General features: G+C 65.9%; 27 protein-coding genes. 21 read left to right on the forward strand and 6 right to left on the reverse strand.

The features are described from left to right. Positions 1–43: 43 nt before the first annotated feature. From dnaB to AB0C34_RS17250, 3 genes are all read right to left on the reverse strand, one after another. Positions 44–1,837: a replicative DNA helicase gene (gene dnaB, locus AB0C34_RS17240; protein ID WP_357073792.1), complete on the reverse strand. Its 1,794-nt coding sequence runs from the start codon at positions 1,835–1,837 to the stop codon at positions 44–46. 65 nt (positions 1,838–1,902) lie between these two features. Further along, positions 1,903–2,301: a hypothetical protein gene (locus AB0C34_RS17245; RefSeq protein WP_357073268.1), complete on the reverse strand. Its 399-nt coding sequence runs from the start codon at positions 2,299–2,301 to the stop codon at positions 1,903–1,905. Beyond that, complete coding sequence (locus AB0C34_RS17250) at positions 2,256–2,816, reverse strand: hypothetical protein (RefSeq protein ID WP_357073271.1); 561 nt, start codon at positions 2,814–2,816, stop codon at positions 2,256–2,258. Before AB0C34_RS17250 ends, AB0C34_RS17245 begins: the two co-directional genes overlap by 46 nt. Positions 2,817–3,038: 222 nt before the next feature. Between AB0C34_RS17250 and AB0C34_RS17255 the strand changes: the two genes are divergently transcribed. The 21 genes from AB0C34_RS17255 (at position 3,039) to AB0C34_RS17355 (ending at position 14,284) form a co-directional block, all read left to right on the forward strand. Beyond that, positions 3,039–3,347, forward strand: coding sequence for a hypothetical protein (locus AB0C34_RS17255; protein WP_357073274.1), 309 nt, complete (start codon positions 3,039–3,041; stop codon positions 3,345–3,347). Between the two features lie 249 nt (positions 3,348–3,596). Further along, entirely contained in the window at positions 3,597–4,085 is a 489-nt protein-coding gene (locus tag AB0C34_RS17260) for a hypothetical protein (protein ID WP_357073277.1), read from the forward strand. A gap of 53 nt (positions 4,086–4,138) precedes the next feature. Continuing rightward, on the forward strand, positions 4,139–5,005 hold the full coding sequence (locus tag AB0C34_RS17265; RefSeq protein ID WP_357073280.1) for a hypothetical protein: 867 nt from the start codon (positions 4,139–4,141) through the stop codon (positions 5,003–5,005). Further along, positions 4,995–5,168 carry a hypothetical protein gene (locus AB0C34_RS17270; protein WP_357073283.1) on the forward strand — a complete coding sequence of 58 codons (174 nt, stop codon included), beginning with the start codon at positions 4,995–4,997 and terminating at the stop codon, positions 5,166–5,168. The genes AB0C34_RS17265 and AB0C34_RS17270 overlap by 11 nt, the downstream gene beginning before the upstream one ends. Positions 5,169–5,223: 55 nt before the next feature. Further along, on the forward strand, positions 5,224–5,499 hold the full coding sequence (locus tag AB0C34_RS17275) for a hypothetical protein (RefSeq protein ID WP_357073286.1): 276 nt from the start codon (positions 5,224–5,226) through the stop codon (positions 5,497–5,499). Further along, positions 5,496–5,747, forward strand: coding sequence for a hypothetical protein (locus AB0C34_RS17280; protein ID WP_357073289.1), 252 nt, complete (start codon positions 5,496–5,498; stop codon positions 5,745–5,747). The genes AB0C34_RS17275 and AB0C34_RS17280 overlap by 4 nt, the downstream gene beginning before the upstream one ends. Continuing rightward, a complete protein-coding gene (locus tag AB0C34_RS17285) occupies positions 5,744–6,298 on the forward strand; it encodes a hypothetical protein (RefSeq protein ID WP_357073292.1) in 555 nt (184 codons plus the stop codon). The genes AB0C34_RS17280 and AB0C34_RS17285 overlap by 4 nt, the downstream gene beginning before the upstream one ends. A 42-nt stretch (positions 6,299–6,340) precedes the next feature. Beyond that, positions 6,341–7,093: a DUF6551 family protein gene (locus tag AB0C34_RS17290; protein ID WP_357073295.1), complete on the forward strand. Its 753-nt coding sequence runs from the start codon at positions 6,341–6,343 to the stop codon at positions 7,091–7,093. A 131-nt stretch (positions 7,094–7,224) separates the two neighbouring features. Beyond that, a complete protein-coding gene (locus AB0C34_RS17295) occupies positions 7,225–7,434 on the forward strand; it encodes a hypothetical protein (RefSeq protein WP_357073298.1) in 210 nt (69 codons plus the stop codon). 142 nt (positions 7,435–7,576) lie between these two features. Next, positions 7,577–7,792 (forward strand): hypothetical protein, encoded by a 216-nt coding sequence (locus AB0C34_RS17300; protein ID WP_357073301.1) that lies wholly within the window; start codon positions 7,577–7,579, stop codon positions 7,790–7,792. Positions 7,793–7,868: 76 nt separating this feature from the next. Continuing rightward, complete coding sequence (locus AB0C34_RS17305) at positions 7,869–8,213, forward strand: hypothetical protein (protein ID WP_357073303.1); 345 nt, start codon at positions 7,869–7,871, stop codon at positions 8,211–8,213. A gap of 5 nt (positions 8,214–8,218) precedes the next feature. Beyond that, positions 8,219–8,701, forward strand: a complete 483-nt coding sequence (locus tag AB0C34_RS17310) for a hypothetical protein (protein ID WP_357073306.1) — start codon at positions 8,219–8,221, stop codon at positions 8,699–8,701. A gap of 55 nt (positions 8,702–8,756) precedes the next feature. Next, positions 8,757–9,005, forward strand: coding sequence for a hypothetical protein (locus tag AB0C34_RS17315; RefSeq protein WP_357073309.1), 249 nt, complete (start codon positions 8,757–8,759; stop codon positions 9,003–9,005). A 133-nt stretch (positions 9,006–9,138) separates the two neighbouring features. Next, on the forward strand, positions 9,139–9,324 hold the full coding sequence (locus tag AB0C34_RS17320; protein ID WP_357073312.1) for a hypothetical protein: 186 nt from the start codon (positions 9,139–9,141) through the stop codon (positions 9,322–9,324). A gap of 221 nt (positions 9,325–9,545) precedes the next feature. Then, positions 9,546–9,899: a hypothetical protein gene (locus AB0C34_RS17325; RefSeq protein WP_357073315.1), complete on the forward strand. Its 354-nt coding sequence runs from the start codon at positions 9,546–9,548 to the stop codon at positions 9,897–9,899. After that, positions 9,896–10,174 (forward strand): hypothetical protein, encoded by a 279-nt coding sequence (locus AB0C34_RS17330; RefSeq protein ID WP_357073318.1) that lies wholly within the window; start codon positions 9,896–9,898, stop codon positions 10,172–10,174. Before AB0C34_RS17325 ends, AB0C34_RS17330 begins: the two co-directional genes overlap by 4 nt. Beyond that, a complete protein-coding gene (locus AB0C34_RS17335; protein ID WP_357073321.1) occupies positions 10,156–10,668 on the forward strand; it encodes a DNA N-6-adenine-methyltransferase in 513 nt (170 codons plus the stop codon). Before AB0C34_RS17330 ends, AB0C34_RS17335 begins: the two co-directional genes overlap by 19 nt. Then, positions 10,665–10,886, forward strand: coding sequence for a hypothetical protein (locus AB0C34_RS17340; protein ID WP_357073324.1), 222 nt, complete (start codon positions 10,665–10,667; stop codon positions 10,884–10,886). The genes AB0C34_RS17335 and AB0C34_RS17340 overlap by 4 nt, the downstream gene beginning before the upstream one ends. Further along, positions 10,883–11,896, forward strand: a complete 1,014-nt coding sequence (locus tag AB0C34_RS17345) for a DNA translocase FtsK (protein ID WP_357073326.1) — start codon at positions 10,883–10,885, stop codon at positions 11,894–11,896. The genes AB0C34_RS17340 and AB0C34_RS17345 overlap by 4 nt, the downstream gene beginning before the upstream one ends. Before the next feature lie 250 nt (positions 11,897–12,146). Beyond that, on the forward strand, positions 12,147–12,851 hold the full coding sequence (locus AB0C34_RS17350) for a hypothetical protein (protein WP_357073329.1): 705 nt from the start codon (positions 12,147–12,149) through the stop codon (positions 12,849–12,851). A gap of 263 nt (positions 12,852–13,114) precedes the next feature. Next, complete coding sequence (locus AB0C34_RS17355; protein ID WP_357073331.1) at positions 13,115–14,284, forward strand: DUF4192 family protein; 1,170 nt, start codon at positions 13,115–13,117, stop codon at positions 14,282–14,284. A 369-nt stretch (positions 14,285–14,653) separates the two neighbouring features. Here the strand turns inward: AB0C34_RS17355 and AB0C34_RS17360 are convergent, their stop codons facing one another. The 3 genes from AB0C34_RS17360 to AB0C34_RS17370 all read right to left on the reverse strand — a co-directional run bounded on the left by AB0C34_RS17360 (position 14,654) and on the right by AB0C34_RS17370 (position 16,847). Then, entirely contained in the window at positions 14,654–15,274 is a 621-nt protein-coding gene (locus AB0C34_RS17360) for a hypothetical protein (protein WP_357073334.1), read from the reverse strand. Between the two features lie 68 nt (positions 15,275–15,342). Beyond that, positions 15,343–15,762 carry a hypothetical protein gene (locus AB0C34_RS17365; RefSeq protein ID WP_357073337.1) on the reverse strand — a complete coding sequence of 140 codons (420 nt, stop codon included), beginning with the start codon at positions 15,760–15,762 and terminating at the stop codon, positions 15,343–15,345. A 524-nt stretch (positions 15,763–16,286) separates the two neighbouring features. After that, positions 16,287–16,847, reverse strand: coding sequence for a hypothetical protein (locus tag AB0C34_RS17370; protein ID WP_357073340.1), 561 nt, complete (start codon positions 16,845–16,847; stop codon positions 16,287–16,289). Between the last annotated feature and the right edge of the window lie 59 nt (positions 16,848–16,906).

Raw genomic sequence — 16,906 nt, forward strand, 5'->3', positions numbered from 1 at the left:
GGCCTGCTGGAGGACAGTGTGGTGACCATACCTACCTACCTCATTATCCTCGGGCGAGGTCGACGAACCGACTCATGTGCAGCTGATGGGCGACAGTGATGGTGGCGGTGGGGCCGTTACGGTGCTTGCCCACGATCAGGTCGGCTTCTCCGCCACGGGGGTCGTCACGATCGAAGGCGTCCGGGCGGTGCAGGAGGATCGCCATATCGCAGTCCTGCTCGAGGCTGCCACTTTCGCGCAGGTCGGAGACTATGGGTCGTTTGTCGGTGCGCTGCTCGGGGCCGCGGTTGAGTTGGCAGACCGCCACCAACGGCACTTCGAGTTCCTTGGCCAGGAGTTTGAGGTTTCGGGAGAAGTCCGACACTTCCTGCTGACGTGACTCGACCTTCTTGCCGGAGGTGAGCAGCTGAAGGTAGTCCACCACAATGAATTTCAGGTCGTGGCGCTGCTTGAGTCGTCGGGCTTTCGCGCGGATCTCGGTCATCGTCAGGTTCGCCGAGTCGTCGATGAACAACGGTGCGTCGTTGATCTCGCTCATCCGCCGCGCCATCCGCGTCCAATCGTCATCTTTCATCCGGCCCGCGCGGATATCGGCGAGCTTGATCTTCGCCTCGGCTGACAGCAGACGCATGACGATCTCGGTGCGGCTCATCTCCAGGGAGAAGAACACGCTCGCCTGCCCGTGCTTGATCGCCGCGCTGCGGGTGAAGTCCAGCGCCAGCGTCGAGTTGTGTGTCGGGATCTTGGTCGGCCCTGCCAGATACAGGTGATCGCTGCCGGCGACCTGTACACAGCGCACCGGCACGCTCGCGACTTCCCGCACCTCGACGATTCGTCTGGGTTTGAGCCCGTACCGGTCGGGGATCTTGTGATTTGGTTGTCCGTCGCGGCGGCGCACACTGGCGGCGATCTTCTTGGTGGTGCGCACCCCGGCCGACAGACCGCACTCGGAGCTGATGGTCAACCATTGATGATCGGCGTCGGCGACGATCACCGCACCGTCATCGAATTCGACCTCGTAGCAGGGGCGTTCGTGCATGACGTCAGTGGTGGCGACGACGCGGACCGGTTTGTGGTTCTTGTCGAGCAGGTAGTCGCCAACCGCGACGTCACCCATCGTGGTCCACCCCCCGCCAGGGGTCGGTAGTTCGGTGTCCAGGGCCAATGCTTTGCCGACGCCGGGGCGGGCGGCGACGATGATCATCTGTCCGGCGTGCAGGCCGTTGGTGAGTTCGTCGAGGTCGGTGAACCCGGTCGGGATCCCCGCGGCCATCCCACCGTGGGTGGCGATCGCGTCGATCTCGTCCATCGCCGGTTGCAGCAGATCCGCGAGTGGCAGGAAATCCTCGCCGGTGCGGCGGCGTTCGGTGACCTCGTACATTTCGGCCTGGGCGCGGTCGACGACCTCGGCGACGTCTCGGCCGTCGACGCCGGCGTAGCCGTATTGCACGATGCGGGTTCCTGCCGAGACCAGACGGCGCAGGGTCGCTTTCTCGGCGACGATTTCGGCGTAGTAGGCGGCGTTGGCGGCGGTGGGGACGGTCTGGGTGAGGGTGAGCAGATAGGGTGCGCCGCCGATCCGGTTCAGCTCGCCGCGACGGTTCAAATCGGCCGCGACAGTGACCGAGTCGGCGGGTTCGCCGCGCCCGAACAGATCCAGGATGCTGTCGTAGATGTTCTGGTGGGCGGGCCGGTAGAAGTCGTCGCTGCGGATCACCTCGACCACGTCGGCGATGGCGTCCTTGCTCAGCAGCAGCGCACCGAGCACCGACTGCTCGGCGACCAGGTCATGGGGTGGTTGGCGGCCGAAATCCTCATCAGGGGAGGCGATCTCGATGGGCGGGTGGTCAGCGGAGCCGGAGCGGCGGGCGCGGCGCTGCCGCGGCGAGGAGTCGGCGATAGTCACAACGGGAGTTCCATTTCCATCGAATCCGCACGCACCGGATCCGGTGCGCTCGGGGTGATCAGTAATTGCGCGACGCTGACCGGTGGGCGGTTCCGCATGTCCGGGGAGGTCGCGGCGGCGGCAGTGGCCACGAGTGGCGTGGCGGGAGGAAGTGTGTGGCGGGAGGAAGTGTGTGGCGCGGTGCTGGTGTCGTGATCGCCAGCGGGCCCGGTGGCGGGAATGGTTGCCTTGGGCTGGGCTTCACTCGCCGCGCGGCGGTTGTGTGTGCATGGGGTGCTGTGCCCGCCCGGGTGGCGGGCGCAGCGGCGGGAGTACTGGGCACGGGCGGTCTCCTGTTCGCCCTGGCTGCTCAGACGGTATCGCGGGAAACCGGTGTCTGGGTTTGCGGTTCCCACCGGCTGTCGGTGGTGACGAGCGCGAGTGCGGTCGCTGCGGCCCCGTCCAGGTTGGTGAGCGCGTCGCGCATCGTCACCGGCGCGGGCGGTGGCCCGGCATCGGGGTAGGGCGGGATGTGGCGCAGCTCGAGGTACTCGCGGTAGGCGACACGGTGAGCGCGGAAGAATTCGATGGCGCGCGCCAGCCCGACCAGGCTCTGACAACTGTTTCGGCTGGTATCGAACGAGACGTTGCGGCCGTCTCGACACTGGTCGAACCAGCCGGGCCGCAGTCCCAGATACGCGGTCAGCCCCTCGGCCAGTGCTGCGCTGAACTGATCGACCATGACGTAGCGGTCCACCAGCACGGCGGTGTCGGTGTGATCGGCGAGATCGGTGGCGTCGAGGAAGTCGCGTTCGTCGATCGGTTCCCGGTGATCACAGGTGGTGCAGGCCAATTCACGTCCGGTGTCGGTGTCGACGAGCACCAGTTCACCGTCGGCGCGAGGGCATCCCATTCCGCTGGATACATGCATCTACTGCCCCTTTTCACGTGTGGGCGGGCGTGTGGCGATCTCGTAGATCAGCACCCCACACCCGCTTGTTTGCTGTCATGCGATAATGCTAGCATGATCGCAAATAAGTGAGTGGTTCGGACCACCATCCGAACGGACGGCAACAACACCACCCGGAGAAGCCGACAACGACTTCTCCCACTCACTCGAATCTCTCCCGCTCAGATCAAGATCGGAGCCCCCGTGACCGCGACTGCCACCGCTTTCCAACCCCACGACACCAGCCTGAAAGCCGTGCCCGCCACCCCGTCCACTCCTATGCGCAAGCCGCTGCCGCGTGGCAAGGCCAAGAAGTGGTACCAGGCCGTAAACCGGCGCCGCCGCGCAGCGAAGCTGGTTTTGGCTCTGCTCGACCAGGGCATCTACACCCCCAGCCGGGCCACCAACGGCCGTATCCGAAAGATCGCGACCCAATACAACATCGGCGGCACTACGCCTTCCGATATCACCTGCGAGCTGGTCCGGCAATATCTGCGCGCCGCTGCCCGCTGAACCTGCCTACCGGCCCCCAGATGTGCGGTGGCGTGGGATCGACCACCAAATCTTCCACGCCACTCACAACCACCCAGCCACGCAGACAGCCAGCAGGACGAGCCGAACCGCCCCGAGCAGAAGCGATTTCCCTGCCCTCGAGTCCACACCGCCCGTGTCTATTCCGGTCTCAACGTCGCCAGACGCTGTTACCCCAGAACTGGGCCCCTTCCACCCCCGCCCGAAACTGACGAGAAAGCCTCCGCACCGATGATTCCGACCCTGGACCATGACACCGAGATCGGTGAAGACAGCGCGAACAAGCTGCGCCGCGAGAGGCAGTTGAAAGACTGTGTCACCACTCCCTACAGCGTGCTGGCCCCTGGGACCGTTGTCATCTGCGCCCCGACTCCCGACGACGACGGCTGGCGGCTGTATCTCACCGCCCCCGACGGACGCCCCTACACCCACGACGTCCCAGTCGAAGCGCTGTGCGACAGCGAGTCCCAGTTCAAGCGTGCGGTGAAGGAGCGCAACTCTCTCCACGAATACTGGTTCGCCCGCAACACCCTCAGGTTCTCCCACACCGATGCCTGCGCTCACGTTCGACGTGGCTGCAAAGTCACCGCCTCGCAGCTTGCGAGCTGGGGATTCGTCGCCTTCGCCACACTGCCCGCGGGCCCGTTCTACAGCTACGGGCCCGCCACCGCCCCCCGCCGCAGCGCCGCCGCACCGGCCGCCCTGGCCGCCGTCGCCTGATCGCCCCACGAAATCCTCACGCGTCCATCACCTTTCACCACAAAGGACACTCGATGACCACAACCGCCGCCGCACCGGCCGCCACCGCTACCGCCGATGGGTGTGAACGCCTCACCGCCCTCGCTGACAGGTGCGGGTTCGAGACGAACGACCTCTGGGAGCAGGTTCACGACGTAGCCAGCCAGAGCGCCTCCGACGCCAGTAACGGTGGTGTCGGCGCCCAGGTGAAATTTTTGATCGACGCCCTCGGCGAGAGTGCCGCCGAACAGGTCATCACCACGCAGGCAGTCGAGAAGGTCGATGACGCTCTGTCCACGTTGGAGCGTCTCATCCCGGATCTGCGCGCCCACCTGCACGCCAGCAGCGACGAAGCCGCCTTCGACCAGGACATCACCAGCTTCGGGACCGCGTTGACCGAGATGTACCAGACGTTGCACGGGCTCACCGCCGACGACCCCCGCCGTGAGAAGCAGCCCGCGTTCCTGCACGCCCTGCTGGCCGCGCTCACCTCCTACGACACCCTGCGTGTGCGCGAGCAGTACATCGACCGCGCCCGCCTGCTGGCAGGGCTGGCGAAATACCAGGCGATGCTGGCCGCCTACCGCGCGCCGGTCTGCGACCCGATCGCAGTCGACCCCGAAGACGGCTCGGAATACCCGATCGTGTTCCTCGAACTGCCTGCCGACGAAGACGGCTTCGGCGGACTCGGCCCCAACCGACAGTTCACGCGCCATATGAAGCGCAGCGACCTGCAAAAACAGTTGCCGTGGCTGCGGGTCGTGCCCGCCAGCGACCCGGCCGCGCCGCACTGGAACGGCCACAGCAAAGACGACTCCAACCAGCTCATGGACATCTGGGCCGCCACCCCGCTCACCGGCTCCGACCCGTCTCTCGCCCAGGCCACCACCGATGAGCGCTGACCCTGAGGGCTGGCGCGCGTTGGGGGTGGACCTCACCGGCATCGGTGGCCCCTTCGCCGAGGACCCCGACCAGATCTCGCTGTTCGACATCTCTCACGAGCAGCCCCCGGCCCGATTCAGCGCACCCACCCACTCCCCCAGCGGCAAAGCGACACCGCGATGACCACTCCCGTCCTCGCCGCCGCCCTCACCGCCCCCGTACCCGACAGGAAATTCCGATGAACCTCACCAGTTTCCGACTTCCGGCACGCGCCCGGCTCCGCAACGCCGCGTTGGGTGTGGCCGTTGTCGTGGTCGCCGCGTTCGGGGCCAGCGCCTGCGGTGACGGCCGTTGGTGCGAGCACGACGCAACCGACACCGTCGTCGCCGACAGCCACTGCCGCAACGGCGAACGCGGATTCGAATGGGAACCCGACAGCGACAGCAAAACCCGCAAGAAGCCGACGACGAAACCGGCGGTCGCGGCGACGACCAAACCGAAGGCGCCACGATGACTCCCACCGAATTCCAGACCCGACTGACCAGAACCCTGTACTACGTCGACAGTTTGCTCTGCGCCCCGCAGACCTCACGGTTGTTCGAGATCGGCCGCACCTTCGCGCTGATGGCCGACAACCACCGCATCCGTTACATCACCGGCCTGGTGAAGGACAACCACCCAGGAACGTGCGAGTACGAGATCGGTCAGGACCTGAAGGTCCTGCTGACTGGTAGGCCGCACAACAAGATCGGTGTGGCATGAACAACCTGAATATCGCCGCCGCCGACCCGGACTTCTACGACCCCTACGCGGCCACCCACAATATTCCGCCTCACCCCGAGGACTACTACCGCTCACGCATCAACAGGCTGGTCCCGCACCCGAGCACCTGGGACACCGAACAACTGTTGCGTGCACTGCTCGTGTCGACCTCGATCGTGGCATCCAGGATGCTCACGTTGACCGACCAGCAAACCACCAGCCGGTGCTGGTCGGTGCTGGCCGACGTCTTGTGCACCGAAGCGAGCGAATTGGACGCGAAACTGCGTATCGCTCACCACCGCGGCACCGTCCTGGACCCCGCCCTGGTCGCCGCGCAACTGCCTGACGCGCTCGGCCCGCAACTGCGCGAGCGTCTGGCCGCCGCCGATCAGAACCATCGCAATATCTCCCGGCTGCGCAAGCTGCTCGAGGTCGTGGCCACTGCGGACCTCGCCGCTATCCGCACTGTCGCCGCCGAGATCTCCGCCCACGCCGCACAAGAGGCCGAAGCCGAGCGCAACCAGCAGCGAGCTCGGGTGCGGGCCCGCTGAAAACCGCACCAGAACAGCAGGATTCACGAAGGAACCCCGACCATGTCCGACACCGCCACGATGGTCCTCGACCACCACCCTCACACCTACCCCACCGCCGAGCCGGTCGCGACCTACCTCACCGCCATCGAGGCCAGTGAGATGTTCGCCGACCACCGCTATCAGCGCGATCTGGACATGGCGCGCGTTCGGCGCATAGCCCGCCAGTGGGACCCGCGCCGCATCAACATCATCGACGTCGCCGATCGCGGCCCCGCCAACCCGCAGGGCCGGTGGGCGGTGATCAACGGCCAGCACCGGTGGGCCGCCGCAGGGCTGCTCAACCCGTACATGGCGTTGGTCGCGCGCGTGCACACCGGACTGTCCCTCGCCGAAGAGGCACACCTGTGCCGCGAACTCGACCGCCGCCACACCCCCGCACCCGAGAACACCGGCCACCACCCCACCGGGGCGGCTGCAGCGGCTGGCCAGACGGTCGTCGAGCAGCTGCTCGACGACGCGACGCACTTGACCGTCACGGCGTGGAGTCGCCGCGGCGATCACATCGAGCGGCCGTTCGTGCTGGCGGTGGCGCTGATCCTGCACCACTACCGCACCGGGCTCGACCGCGACCGGTTCGCCGAAGTCCTCGCTGGGCTGCGACCGCGCCAGATCGCAGCACGCATGGACACGACCGCACACGCCAACACCTCCAGCCGCGCCACCGCTCTGGCCGCCGCGGGGGTGATGGTGGCTGCCTACAACCGCTCGCGCGGACTGAAACTCGACCCCGCCGCACTCGCCGCCGGCAGCTGACCCTGCCGATCCCGGAAAGAGGGACGACGCAACCCACAAGCCGTCACAGTGACGAAATCCCGGTGGCATCAATCCTTCCCGGATTCCGGTCCGAAATCGCCCCCGTCTACACGAACAAGGAGATTCACCCCATGCCCACCCCGACCGACCCTGCCACGACCGCTCTGCACCTCCGGATCGACGGACCACCACCGAACCCGCGCTGCGCGCTGTGCGCGACGAGCTGGCCGCCCGCCAGGACGATGCCGCGAGTTGAGCTGGGCACCTTCACCGCCGCCGTGGTGCTCGGCACCGCCGCCGGAGTCGCGCTCGGCTACGCGCTCGGCTGGCGGGAACTGTAGACGCGCTCGTCGAACGGCCGCCGCTGCCACTGCTGCCGCCTGTTCCACGCGCGGCAGCAGTGGCGAGCACGCGAGACCCGGACCGTGACTCCAGCCCACTCACCAGCCTGCACAACACCATTCGCCGAGGAGGACCACACCTATGAGCACGCCGCAGCTGCTCGAGCTCGATACGGACGTCGATGAAACCGGTGAACACCGCTCGAGCTGCCTGTGTGGCGCGCCGGCGCCCCACTCCCGCGCCGCAGGCGAAGGCCTCGCGACCGTCTGCGACGACTGCGCCCTCGACACCTGGCCTGAGCACCTCACCGAGACAGCCGAACCACTCACCCACCACCAATTCCGTCACCGCCGCTGATCCGGCACGCGGTATCCGGCTGCTGCACAACTGATTTCGCACTCTCATCCCACCTGCTGAACGGAGACCCACTCTGATGACCCTCACCACGCCGATCGCCGATGCTGCGAGCTTCAGCCGCGCCCGCGCCGACGCCGCCGATCTCGCCGAGCAGACCGCCACCGAGATCGGCAACCTGACCTACGCAGTGCTCGATTGCCTCGCCCACATCAGTGCCGGTGCGCTGAACGCTGCCGTCGACAGCGCCAGCGTAGGCCGCGACTGCTTCGACGAACTGCTGGCCAAACTGCAGCTGCTGTCCGTGGCGGCGCGCCGCGACCCCGAGGCCATCCCACGACTGCAGCGCGGCGCCGCACCGCACATCAACGATGCCATCGCCCGCATCATCCTCGCCCACCCCGACACCACGAACGAAGCGTGAACCCCATGAGCCCCACCACTTTCCCTCACATCACCCGCACCCACCCCGACACCGTCGCTCTCACCGCCCTGCCCTTCACCCCCGCAGCGTCGGATGTCGCGGGCTGGGTGGTGTGCGTGAAAACCCTCGACGCCACCGCGGCCGAGGCCGCCGACGACATCGTCTTCGACGATCCCGCCACCGCACGCACCCGACTGGAATTCATACGTGCCGCCAACCGCGCCCTCGGCGAGAACACCGCATTCTTCCTCGGCGAGCTCCGCCACGCCACCACGACCACACCCGCGACCGAGGCCTCAGAACGCTGGTACGTCGTCGTCGAACAGCGCACCGCCGAATGGGGCAGCGCCCGCGTCGCGACCGAGCCGGCGAGCTTCCGCACCACCCGCGCCGCCGCTGACGCCGACCGCACCGGGATCCGCACCGCCCTGCGCTACATGCGCTCACGGTTGTGGGTCGGCGAAATCCGTCCGGCAACCCCGGCATAAGCGCGGATTCGACCCACCTACCGAAAAGATCCACCGCCTCAGAGAGATCCACCTCATGCCCACCCGAACCCAACCCGCCGCCACAGCCGCACCGACCGCCACCCCCACGCAACGGCTCGACGCCATCGCCACACTGATTCACTCCTGCTCTGCCCCGGACATCGACGCCAGCTACGACCTGTGCGCCCACGGCCAGCCGTGGCCATGCCCCACCACCCGCGCAGCCTGGATCGCACGTGGTCTCGACTCAGACCAGCAGATCCGCACGGCCATCGAAGCCCACTCCCAGCGACAAACCACCTGACACTTGCTGCAACAGCAGCTGCCCGACACCGAAGCCTCGACACGATCACCCCGCTGCCGCCAACTCAGCGCCGTCGAACGCCGCACACCAAATCCCGCTATCCCCCTTCCCGATCCACACAAGGAGACCCGTCATGGCCACCAGCAACCACCCCCGCGCCGCTGCGACACCGATCACCACCGCCACACCGATGCACGCCACCGTGCACCTGCTGCCCGCCCGCAACGGAGTCGCCGTCGCCACGGTGGCGACGGCGATCGCGCTCAGCGCCGCAGCCGGATTCGCCGCGGGCTTCACCCTCGGCTGGCAGGCACTGTAAGCGCGCTCAACCACCATCGCTTGTCGACCACCACAACTGCTGTCGCGCGAACCCGGCGGCGGCAGCGATGACAAGTGCCCGCAGATCCCAGATCTCACCCCACTCACCGACAGGAGCACCTGATGGACGCCACCCCCGACGTCGTCCCGCTGTTGTTGTAACCGACAGCTGCACAACGGATTTCGCATTCTTCACCATCTGCTGAACGGATACCCGCTCTGATGACCCTCACCGCCCCGATCGCCGACACCCTGATCTTCAGCCATGCCCGCGCCGACGCCGGCACCCGCCGCCGCGCCACCGAGCTCGCCGACAAGACCGCCGCGGAGATCGGCTATCTGACCCATGCATTCTTCGACCTCCTCGCCCAGATCAGTGCCGGTGCGCTCAACGCTGCCGCCAACAGCGCCAGTGGTGGCCGCGACTGCTTCGACGAACTGATCGCCAAACTGCCACAGCTGTCCGTGGCGGCACGCCGCGACCCCGAGGCCCTCGCCCGACTGAAATCCAGTGCCGAGCAGCACGTGGCAGCCGCGGAGGACCGCTTCGTCACCAGCCGAAACGTGACCCCATGAACCTCACCCGCACCCGCACCCGGCCCGCCACCACCCCCACCGTGGTGGCGGGCCGGGTGGGGTGCGTGAAGACCGTCAGCAGCGCCACCGCGGCCGGCACCGTCCTCGACGACCCCGCCGCCGCAGGCGCCCAGCAGCAATTCATTGCCACCACCAACCACGCCCTCGGCCATCAGATCACCGAATGCGGCAGCGGTCGCAGCGCGGCCGCCCCGACAGACCGCGCCGGCGCCGACGTCGAGCGCATCCTCGCACGGTGGTCGACGGAATCATGACCCTGACCGGCATCGGCAGCCACCACTCGGCCCGCCGCGGGTCGAATGTGTGGCTCACCCCGCCGCGGATCCTCGCTGTGCTCGGCCCTTTCGACCTCGACCCGTGTGCAGCCATCGACCGGCCATGGGATACCGCACGCGAGCACATCGCCCCACCAGACGACGGTCTCACCGCCCGCTGGACAGGTCGGGTCTGGCTGAACCCGCCTTACATCGCCGTCAACCGCTGGCTGTCCAAGCTCGCCGCCCACGGCCAAGGAACTGCGATCGTGTTCGCGCGAACCGACACCCGCTGGTTCGACGCCGCCGTGTGGGAACGCGCGACCGCCGTGCTGTTCCTGCACGGACGCTTGCACTTCTACATGCCCGACGGCTCCCGAGCAGCCGGAAACGCTGGTGGCCCGTCTTGCCTGGTCGCCTACGGCACCCGCGATGCCGACCGGTTGGCGACCTGCGGCATGGCAGGCAAGTTCGTCCCGCTGAGGACGTCATGAATCAGGTTCCCAGGATCGAGTTGCGGTTGGCGGCCAACCACAACGAGGACGAGCCCACCTGTGCGCAGCTACTTGTCCCCTACTACCGCTACAGCCTCACCCGCCCGCTCATTGACCCGATGGGCACCCTGCTCACCGACACCGGGATCGCTTGTCGCGAGTGGGTCGCCGCCGAGGCCTGGCCAGAACACATCACACAGGAGGAATTCGAATCATGACCACCGTCAATGTCGGCACCGCCGACTTCCGTCGTGCCCTCAACGCGGTGCGCGTGCACGCCAGCACCGACAGCCAGGTCCCGCCCCTGCACCGCATCCGACTCGCCATCGATCGGCAGAACATCGTTGTCACTGCGACCGACACGTTCACCGCCGGCATGGCCATCGCGTCGGTCTGGAACAGCAGCGACGGACCCGGGCACTACCCATGCACCGTCGACATCGCGCTGTCGGACATCAAGAACATCCTGCAGATCTTCACCGCGGGCAAGGAAAAGAGCGACACCCCAGAATTCGAGCTGCGCTTGGACATCACAGACAACCGGATCACCATCACCGACTGCTCTGGCCTGATCGACGGACACGCACTCACCGTGCCGCGCATGCCCACCGACGGCGGCACCCTGTGCACCATCCCTGGACTCATCGCCCGCCAACGCGACAGCGACGCCACGCTGCTCACGGACATGTCGGTCGGCGGTGAGGTGATGGCGCGCTTCAGCGCCGCATCCAACGCCTACGGTCACGCGCTCGACATCGAGGCGCACTCGGCCAGCCGCGCCCTGCTGATCCGCTGCGGAGAAGACTTTCTCGGCCTGATGATGCCGCGACAGCTACTCGACCAGGACCGCGACGAGCGCCGCGAATGGTCGGCCGGATGGGACCGCCGACTGCCCGACATCGTCGCCGCGGCCGAAGCCGAACGCGCCGAGCAGCCGCGAACAGTGAATGTCGTCGACCTCGATGCCACCGAGATCGGCAAAGACCGCGAGATGTTCCTGCGTGGCGTCGACCTCGTAGTACGCAGCCAGTTCGGTTCGGCGGCGATGCTGCAACGCCGGATGCGGATCGGGTTCGCCAAGGCTGCACGCCTGCTGGATCTGATGGAGCAGGCCGGCATCGTCGCGCCAGCCGATGGGTCGAAAGCGCGCGACGTGCTCGTGCGCGCCGAAGACCTGGACTCGCTGCTGGCCGACCTACGCACAAGCGAACCCGGCAACGACCGATAACCAACAGCATCCCCATGTTCTCGCGAAGACATGAGCGGCTGATGAACATCTCCGGCGCGCCGGCGCCCCCTCGCAGCGATCAGGGCCAGCTGTGCCGGATTCATCGTTGTAGGTGTGGCGGTACCAGTTCGACCACGCCAAAGCCCGGGCATCATGAACAGCAGTACTCGTCGGCGCCATCAAGACCCACGTGATATACGGCAACATTCCGCTGCCGGTGACCAAACACCGTGCACCGATTGGAGATTTCATGACAAACGACCAGCGACCGAACGCCGCCGAGCAGATGTATTTCAATCTGTATTGCGACTCCCCCGGCACCAGGCTCAGCACCGCACGTGCAGAAGGTCGCTGCGACTGGCCGTCGGGTAGTTTCCCGGCCACAGTCACCCCCGAGCGGATCGCCAACGCGTTCCGCTCCCATCTGCGCTCCCACCCCGGGATCGACCACATCGTGTTCACCGCGACCGCGCGGCCCCACAGCCGCCCCTACCTCGAGGCGCACCTCGTCGAGAGCTGCGTACACGTGAAAGTGGCGCCGCTACACCACGTCGATCCTCAAACCCGCGCCATCGTCCACCACCTACACGCCGCTATCACCAAAGCATTCGACCGAGCCCGCCCCATGATCGAGATCACCCCGGACACTGCCGGATTGAACCGATGGGCCCACACCGTACTTGCGCAGGCACCTGCCGACAGCGCCAACGCCAAGATGGCACGCAACGTCCTGGGTCTGCTACATGGCAACCACAACGACTCTCCCGACACACCGACGCTCGAGGTGACCGGCGAACTGGTCGCGGACGGGGTAGCCGACGCTGCAGCGGCACGCCCCACACGTCTGACCACGACCAGCGCCGCCGACTCATCCGCCACCCCCACCACAGACTTCGACCTCGACAACACCACACCCACAACCGAACCCGACACTACGCCGGACTCATCGTTGTAGACGCGGCAGGACCAGTTCGACCACACCCAAGCCCAAGCATCATCAACCGCAGTGCTCGTCGGCGCTACCGCCGTAAACACTCGCTTCGCGCGCACAGTCGGCGGCGGCCCAATAGAAACTCTGATCGCGACAGGTCATCTCACACCGGAGGAAGCCGGGGTGACCGCGATGGTGCGTACCGGCGCGTCTGATCTCAGTACCGACAAGTTGCTCGATTAACTTCGGGCACCCCTCAATAACGTTGATAGTCAAAGGAATGCACGATGACGATATCGAGCCCTCGACACATTGACAGTGGTGGTGATCTGTTTCAGCACCTGCCTGGTCTGCTGAACTACACCCCTGACCGTCACCTCGTCGTGGTCGGATGCCGCGATACAGACGCGATCACGACCGCAACAATCTCCCTGGCCGAGAATGACCCTATCAAGATGGTCCGGTGTGCCGGCATCATTGCCGAGGCTCTCGGCAACGAACTGTGCACCAGCGCCAAACTGCTGTTCGTCGATCCTGCCGATGATCGACTGGCGCTCTTCCATCACTGCGAGCTGAGCGCCCTGCTCGCGAACTCGCTGAGCGGGCAAGACATCACCAAACTCGAGTCCTTCCGAACGCGCCGAATCGCCGCTGGTGAGCGCTGGGTATTCGTCGACGACGAACAGATACACGGTGTGATCGGAGAACCGACCGCATCATTCCTACTGGCTGAGTCGGTAACCCGTGGGGAACGGCAGTACATCTCCCACGAGGAGCTCGAGCAGGAGTTCGCGACCGCATCCCCTGCACGGCTCGCCGAGATAGCAGCCGTTGAGACCGACCTGGACGGTCAACCCGCCACCATCACCAACCTGGTGGAGTGGGTAGACGCAGTAGCCGCGGGGAAGCCCGTCCCCGATGTCGCGCTGGTGGTGGCGACGATCGCTTTGCGCGATCGGCATGTGCTCGCCGAGTTCGTCGCCGTCGCTGTCAGCCGGCCAGACCCTTCCGTTGCCGAGTTCGCCCAGCAGATCGGTGCGGTCACCACCGGCGCGGATCGCGCCAATGCCTGTGTGGTCGCCGCGGCGAACTGCTACGTGCGCGGGCGGTCCACACACACACACACACACATCCATCGCTCTCGAAGCTGCTCTGCGCGCCGAACCCAACCACCAACCAGCAGCGTTCATGCTTACCCTCTACCACCAGAGCCCCAGCGACCTCGAGTGGCACGACACCCTCACCCAGACGCAGAATTTGCTGTAGCCCTTCAGCTTTCAGCCACTGCACCCTGTGCGGCCTCAAGATGGCCGATGGGCCGAACCGCCACTCCAACCGAAGTCCTGCACGCGGTGCGGCAGCCACCGGGGACCGAATCCCGAGGTGAGCAGGTATCCACGTTGCATCGGCCACGATCTACGCGGTATCCCGGTGTCCTCCCACTTGAACAGCGGTAAGGCCCGACCCGCGGCCAGCAGTCTCTATTGCCTGCCAGCGTAATCCTGGCTGATGACAACAGCATTGGAAGTGCGAAGCGGCAATCGCCGCCAGCACTGGTTCCCAAGGGATCGGGAAGGCCACGAGCCTGGCCACCGCAAGGTGATCGACTGCCCTCCAAGGGCGGGCGGTCATGTACAACGAGGAAGCTCGTGGCAGATCACCACGAGCCGGACGTTCCGAAAGCCAATGCCCCATGGGGCATTGGCTAAGGAATGCAGTCGTCTACAGGAGCCAGATCGGTTGTTCGTGCTTAACAGCGGCGACTTCCGTTTTCGACAGAAGCTGACGTCTGCCGGGCAACGGCCGTCGCCCGGCAGACGGAGGGATCAGGCCAGGATCAAGCCGCTATCGGACATGACGTGCCCGTAGAACCGGACGTCGAAGTAGTCGGTGATGATGTCGGAGCCGTTGTGGTTGTAGGCGTTCATCACCGCTTTGAGTTCGTCGGCGAGGGCGCACAGTGCCGGACTCGGCATTTCGCGCTCGTAGCCCCACTGGTCTTCGTCGACGGTCCAACCCCACTCCTGCGGGATGTTCTTGAGGTAGATGTCGATGCTGGAGCCGCCGGAGTAGGTACTCGTGCGGACCGAGATCGTGATTTCCGCTGGTGCGTCCCCGATTGGATCGACGATCTTCAGGTCGTCCGCTTTCCCTGCCTGCTTGGCGATCTTCTGCGCGAGTTTGATGTCCTCTCGGACCGCCTTGGCGATGACCGACGTCTTGCAATACTCGGGCACGCGGTCGTACTTCTCGCCGTAGGTGCGTGCGTACTGGGAGTGGCGGTTATAGCGCCCGACCACCGACTCGTTGCCAGCCTTCTTCAGGATCCGCTCACGCATTGCCTTCGCTGCCGCGCGCTCGTTGTCCGGGGTGCGCGGATGGTTGATGAGGGCGTCGAGGTTCTCGATCATCCGATGGATACGGGAAGTGGTCGCGGTGGCGGGCATCTCTCTCCTCCTGCTTAAAAGTGGCTTGCCACTTAATGTAGCGTGCCCACTTGTTAGTGGCAAGCCATTTAATGCAGAATGTTCAACATGGCCAGCCAGCACACCAACCCACCCTTGAACGTCCGTCCCGACGCGACGTTGAAGGCGGACGCGCAGAAGAAGCTGGAGTCGCGGAACCGGGAGATGACCGCGTTCGTGGTGGCGTGCCTGACAGCCGTAACCAAAGATCCGGACGGCTTTCTGGCAACACTGGAGCCGCACTGGCCGCCGCCGACCCCCAGGGGCCGGCCACGCAGGAACACGGCTCCACCGCCTGCATGACCAGGGCCCTGGACCATTCGGGTTCCGGAGCGGAACATGCCGATGATGCCGTCCTGCACGGCAGTCAGGACAGCCAATGCCTGGTCGGCGCCGAGTTCGGTGGGTGGGCCTGCGCAGATCGGACGCCCGCCAGTCGATCGGCGAGCTAGAACAGCACCTCGCGGCACCTTCGAGAGCTTCGCGTTCGTCGTCAGTGAGTTCGAGGCGTTCGAGCATCTGATCCGACAGAAACTGATGCCAACCGGGAAACGGCCGTCGCGTCGCCCGGCTGACGTCTGCAGTTGCGCGTACAGTGCTGGCACTGCTAGTCACCTAACCGGACGCGCCGGTGTCCCCGATACCGTCCCGGGCGCATTGTTGGGCGGTCCGGTCACTGTTTCCAGCGCGAACTGGCACAGGCCGGCAAGACATCGTCCAGCCATCCTAGGGCCACTTCCCGCGCGAAAAGGCCTGGACCGGATAAGAGATCGCACCATGCGGTGGCCGGCCCTCAACGACGCCGCTCTTCCCCCTGCAGGCGAGTACGTCCACCGAAAACCGTTGAGTTGTACAGCTGCTTGCCCCCCAACGACCGAACCAAGCGTCACCCGCCCGCTCACCGAGCCGGTGGGCACCTTGACCATCCACGCAACCGGGCGGCGATCGAACCCGACGTCCGCGGGCAGCAGCTGCGTGGACAGCGACAGTCGGGTCAGTACATGAATCCGGGCAGCGGGCCGGCGTCGGGTCCAAAGGGAGACACGCCCACTGTGTTCAGGCCTGCGGAGGTGCGCAATGTGGGCAGGCACGCCATCAGTTCGCACAGCTGGGCGCGCGTTCGCTGCACCCGCACAGGCAAGGTGTCGGCAAGTTCCCCGAGATAGATCGGGGTGGGCTCATGCCATGAGGTGGCGGCATGCTGCATGGCGATATCTGCCGGGCGTCCGGCGCGCAGCCACACATCGACGATGTCGGTCGCCCCGTTGATGAAATCGGCCCACGCCCGGCCGGACTGTTCGATCATGCGGACGAACTCGTCGGCGTACATGTTGGCGTCGAGGTGATCGTGCAGCTCTTCGAAGGTTCCAACCGTGGCGGGCACGATCCCCGCGGTGATGTCCTCACAGATCTGGCCCATCATCACAGCGGCGACTTCGCCGCACGTGGGGACAGCGCTCACCACGGCGTAGAACTGCCGCAGCAGCTGTATCTCGTGCTTGTGCAGTGGCCGTTCGATCAACAGCACACCCGTGGTTGTGACGTGACGCGACATTCGGAAACTCCTGGGAAATCGGTGGATTCGGCCGATCGGCCGCTTCGGTATCGCGCACC

The organism is Nocardia sp. NPDC049220 (genome assembly GCF_040647855.1).
Taxonomy (GTDB): domain Bacteria; phylum Actinomycetota; class Actinomycetes; order Mycobacteriales; family Mycobacteriaceae; genus Nocardia.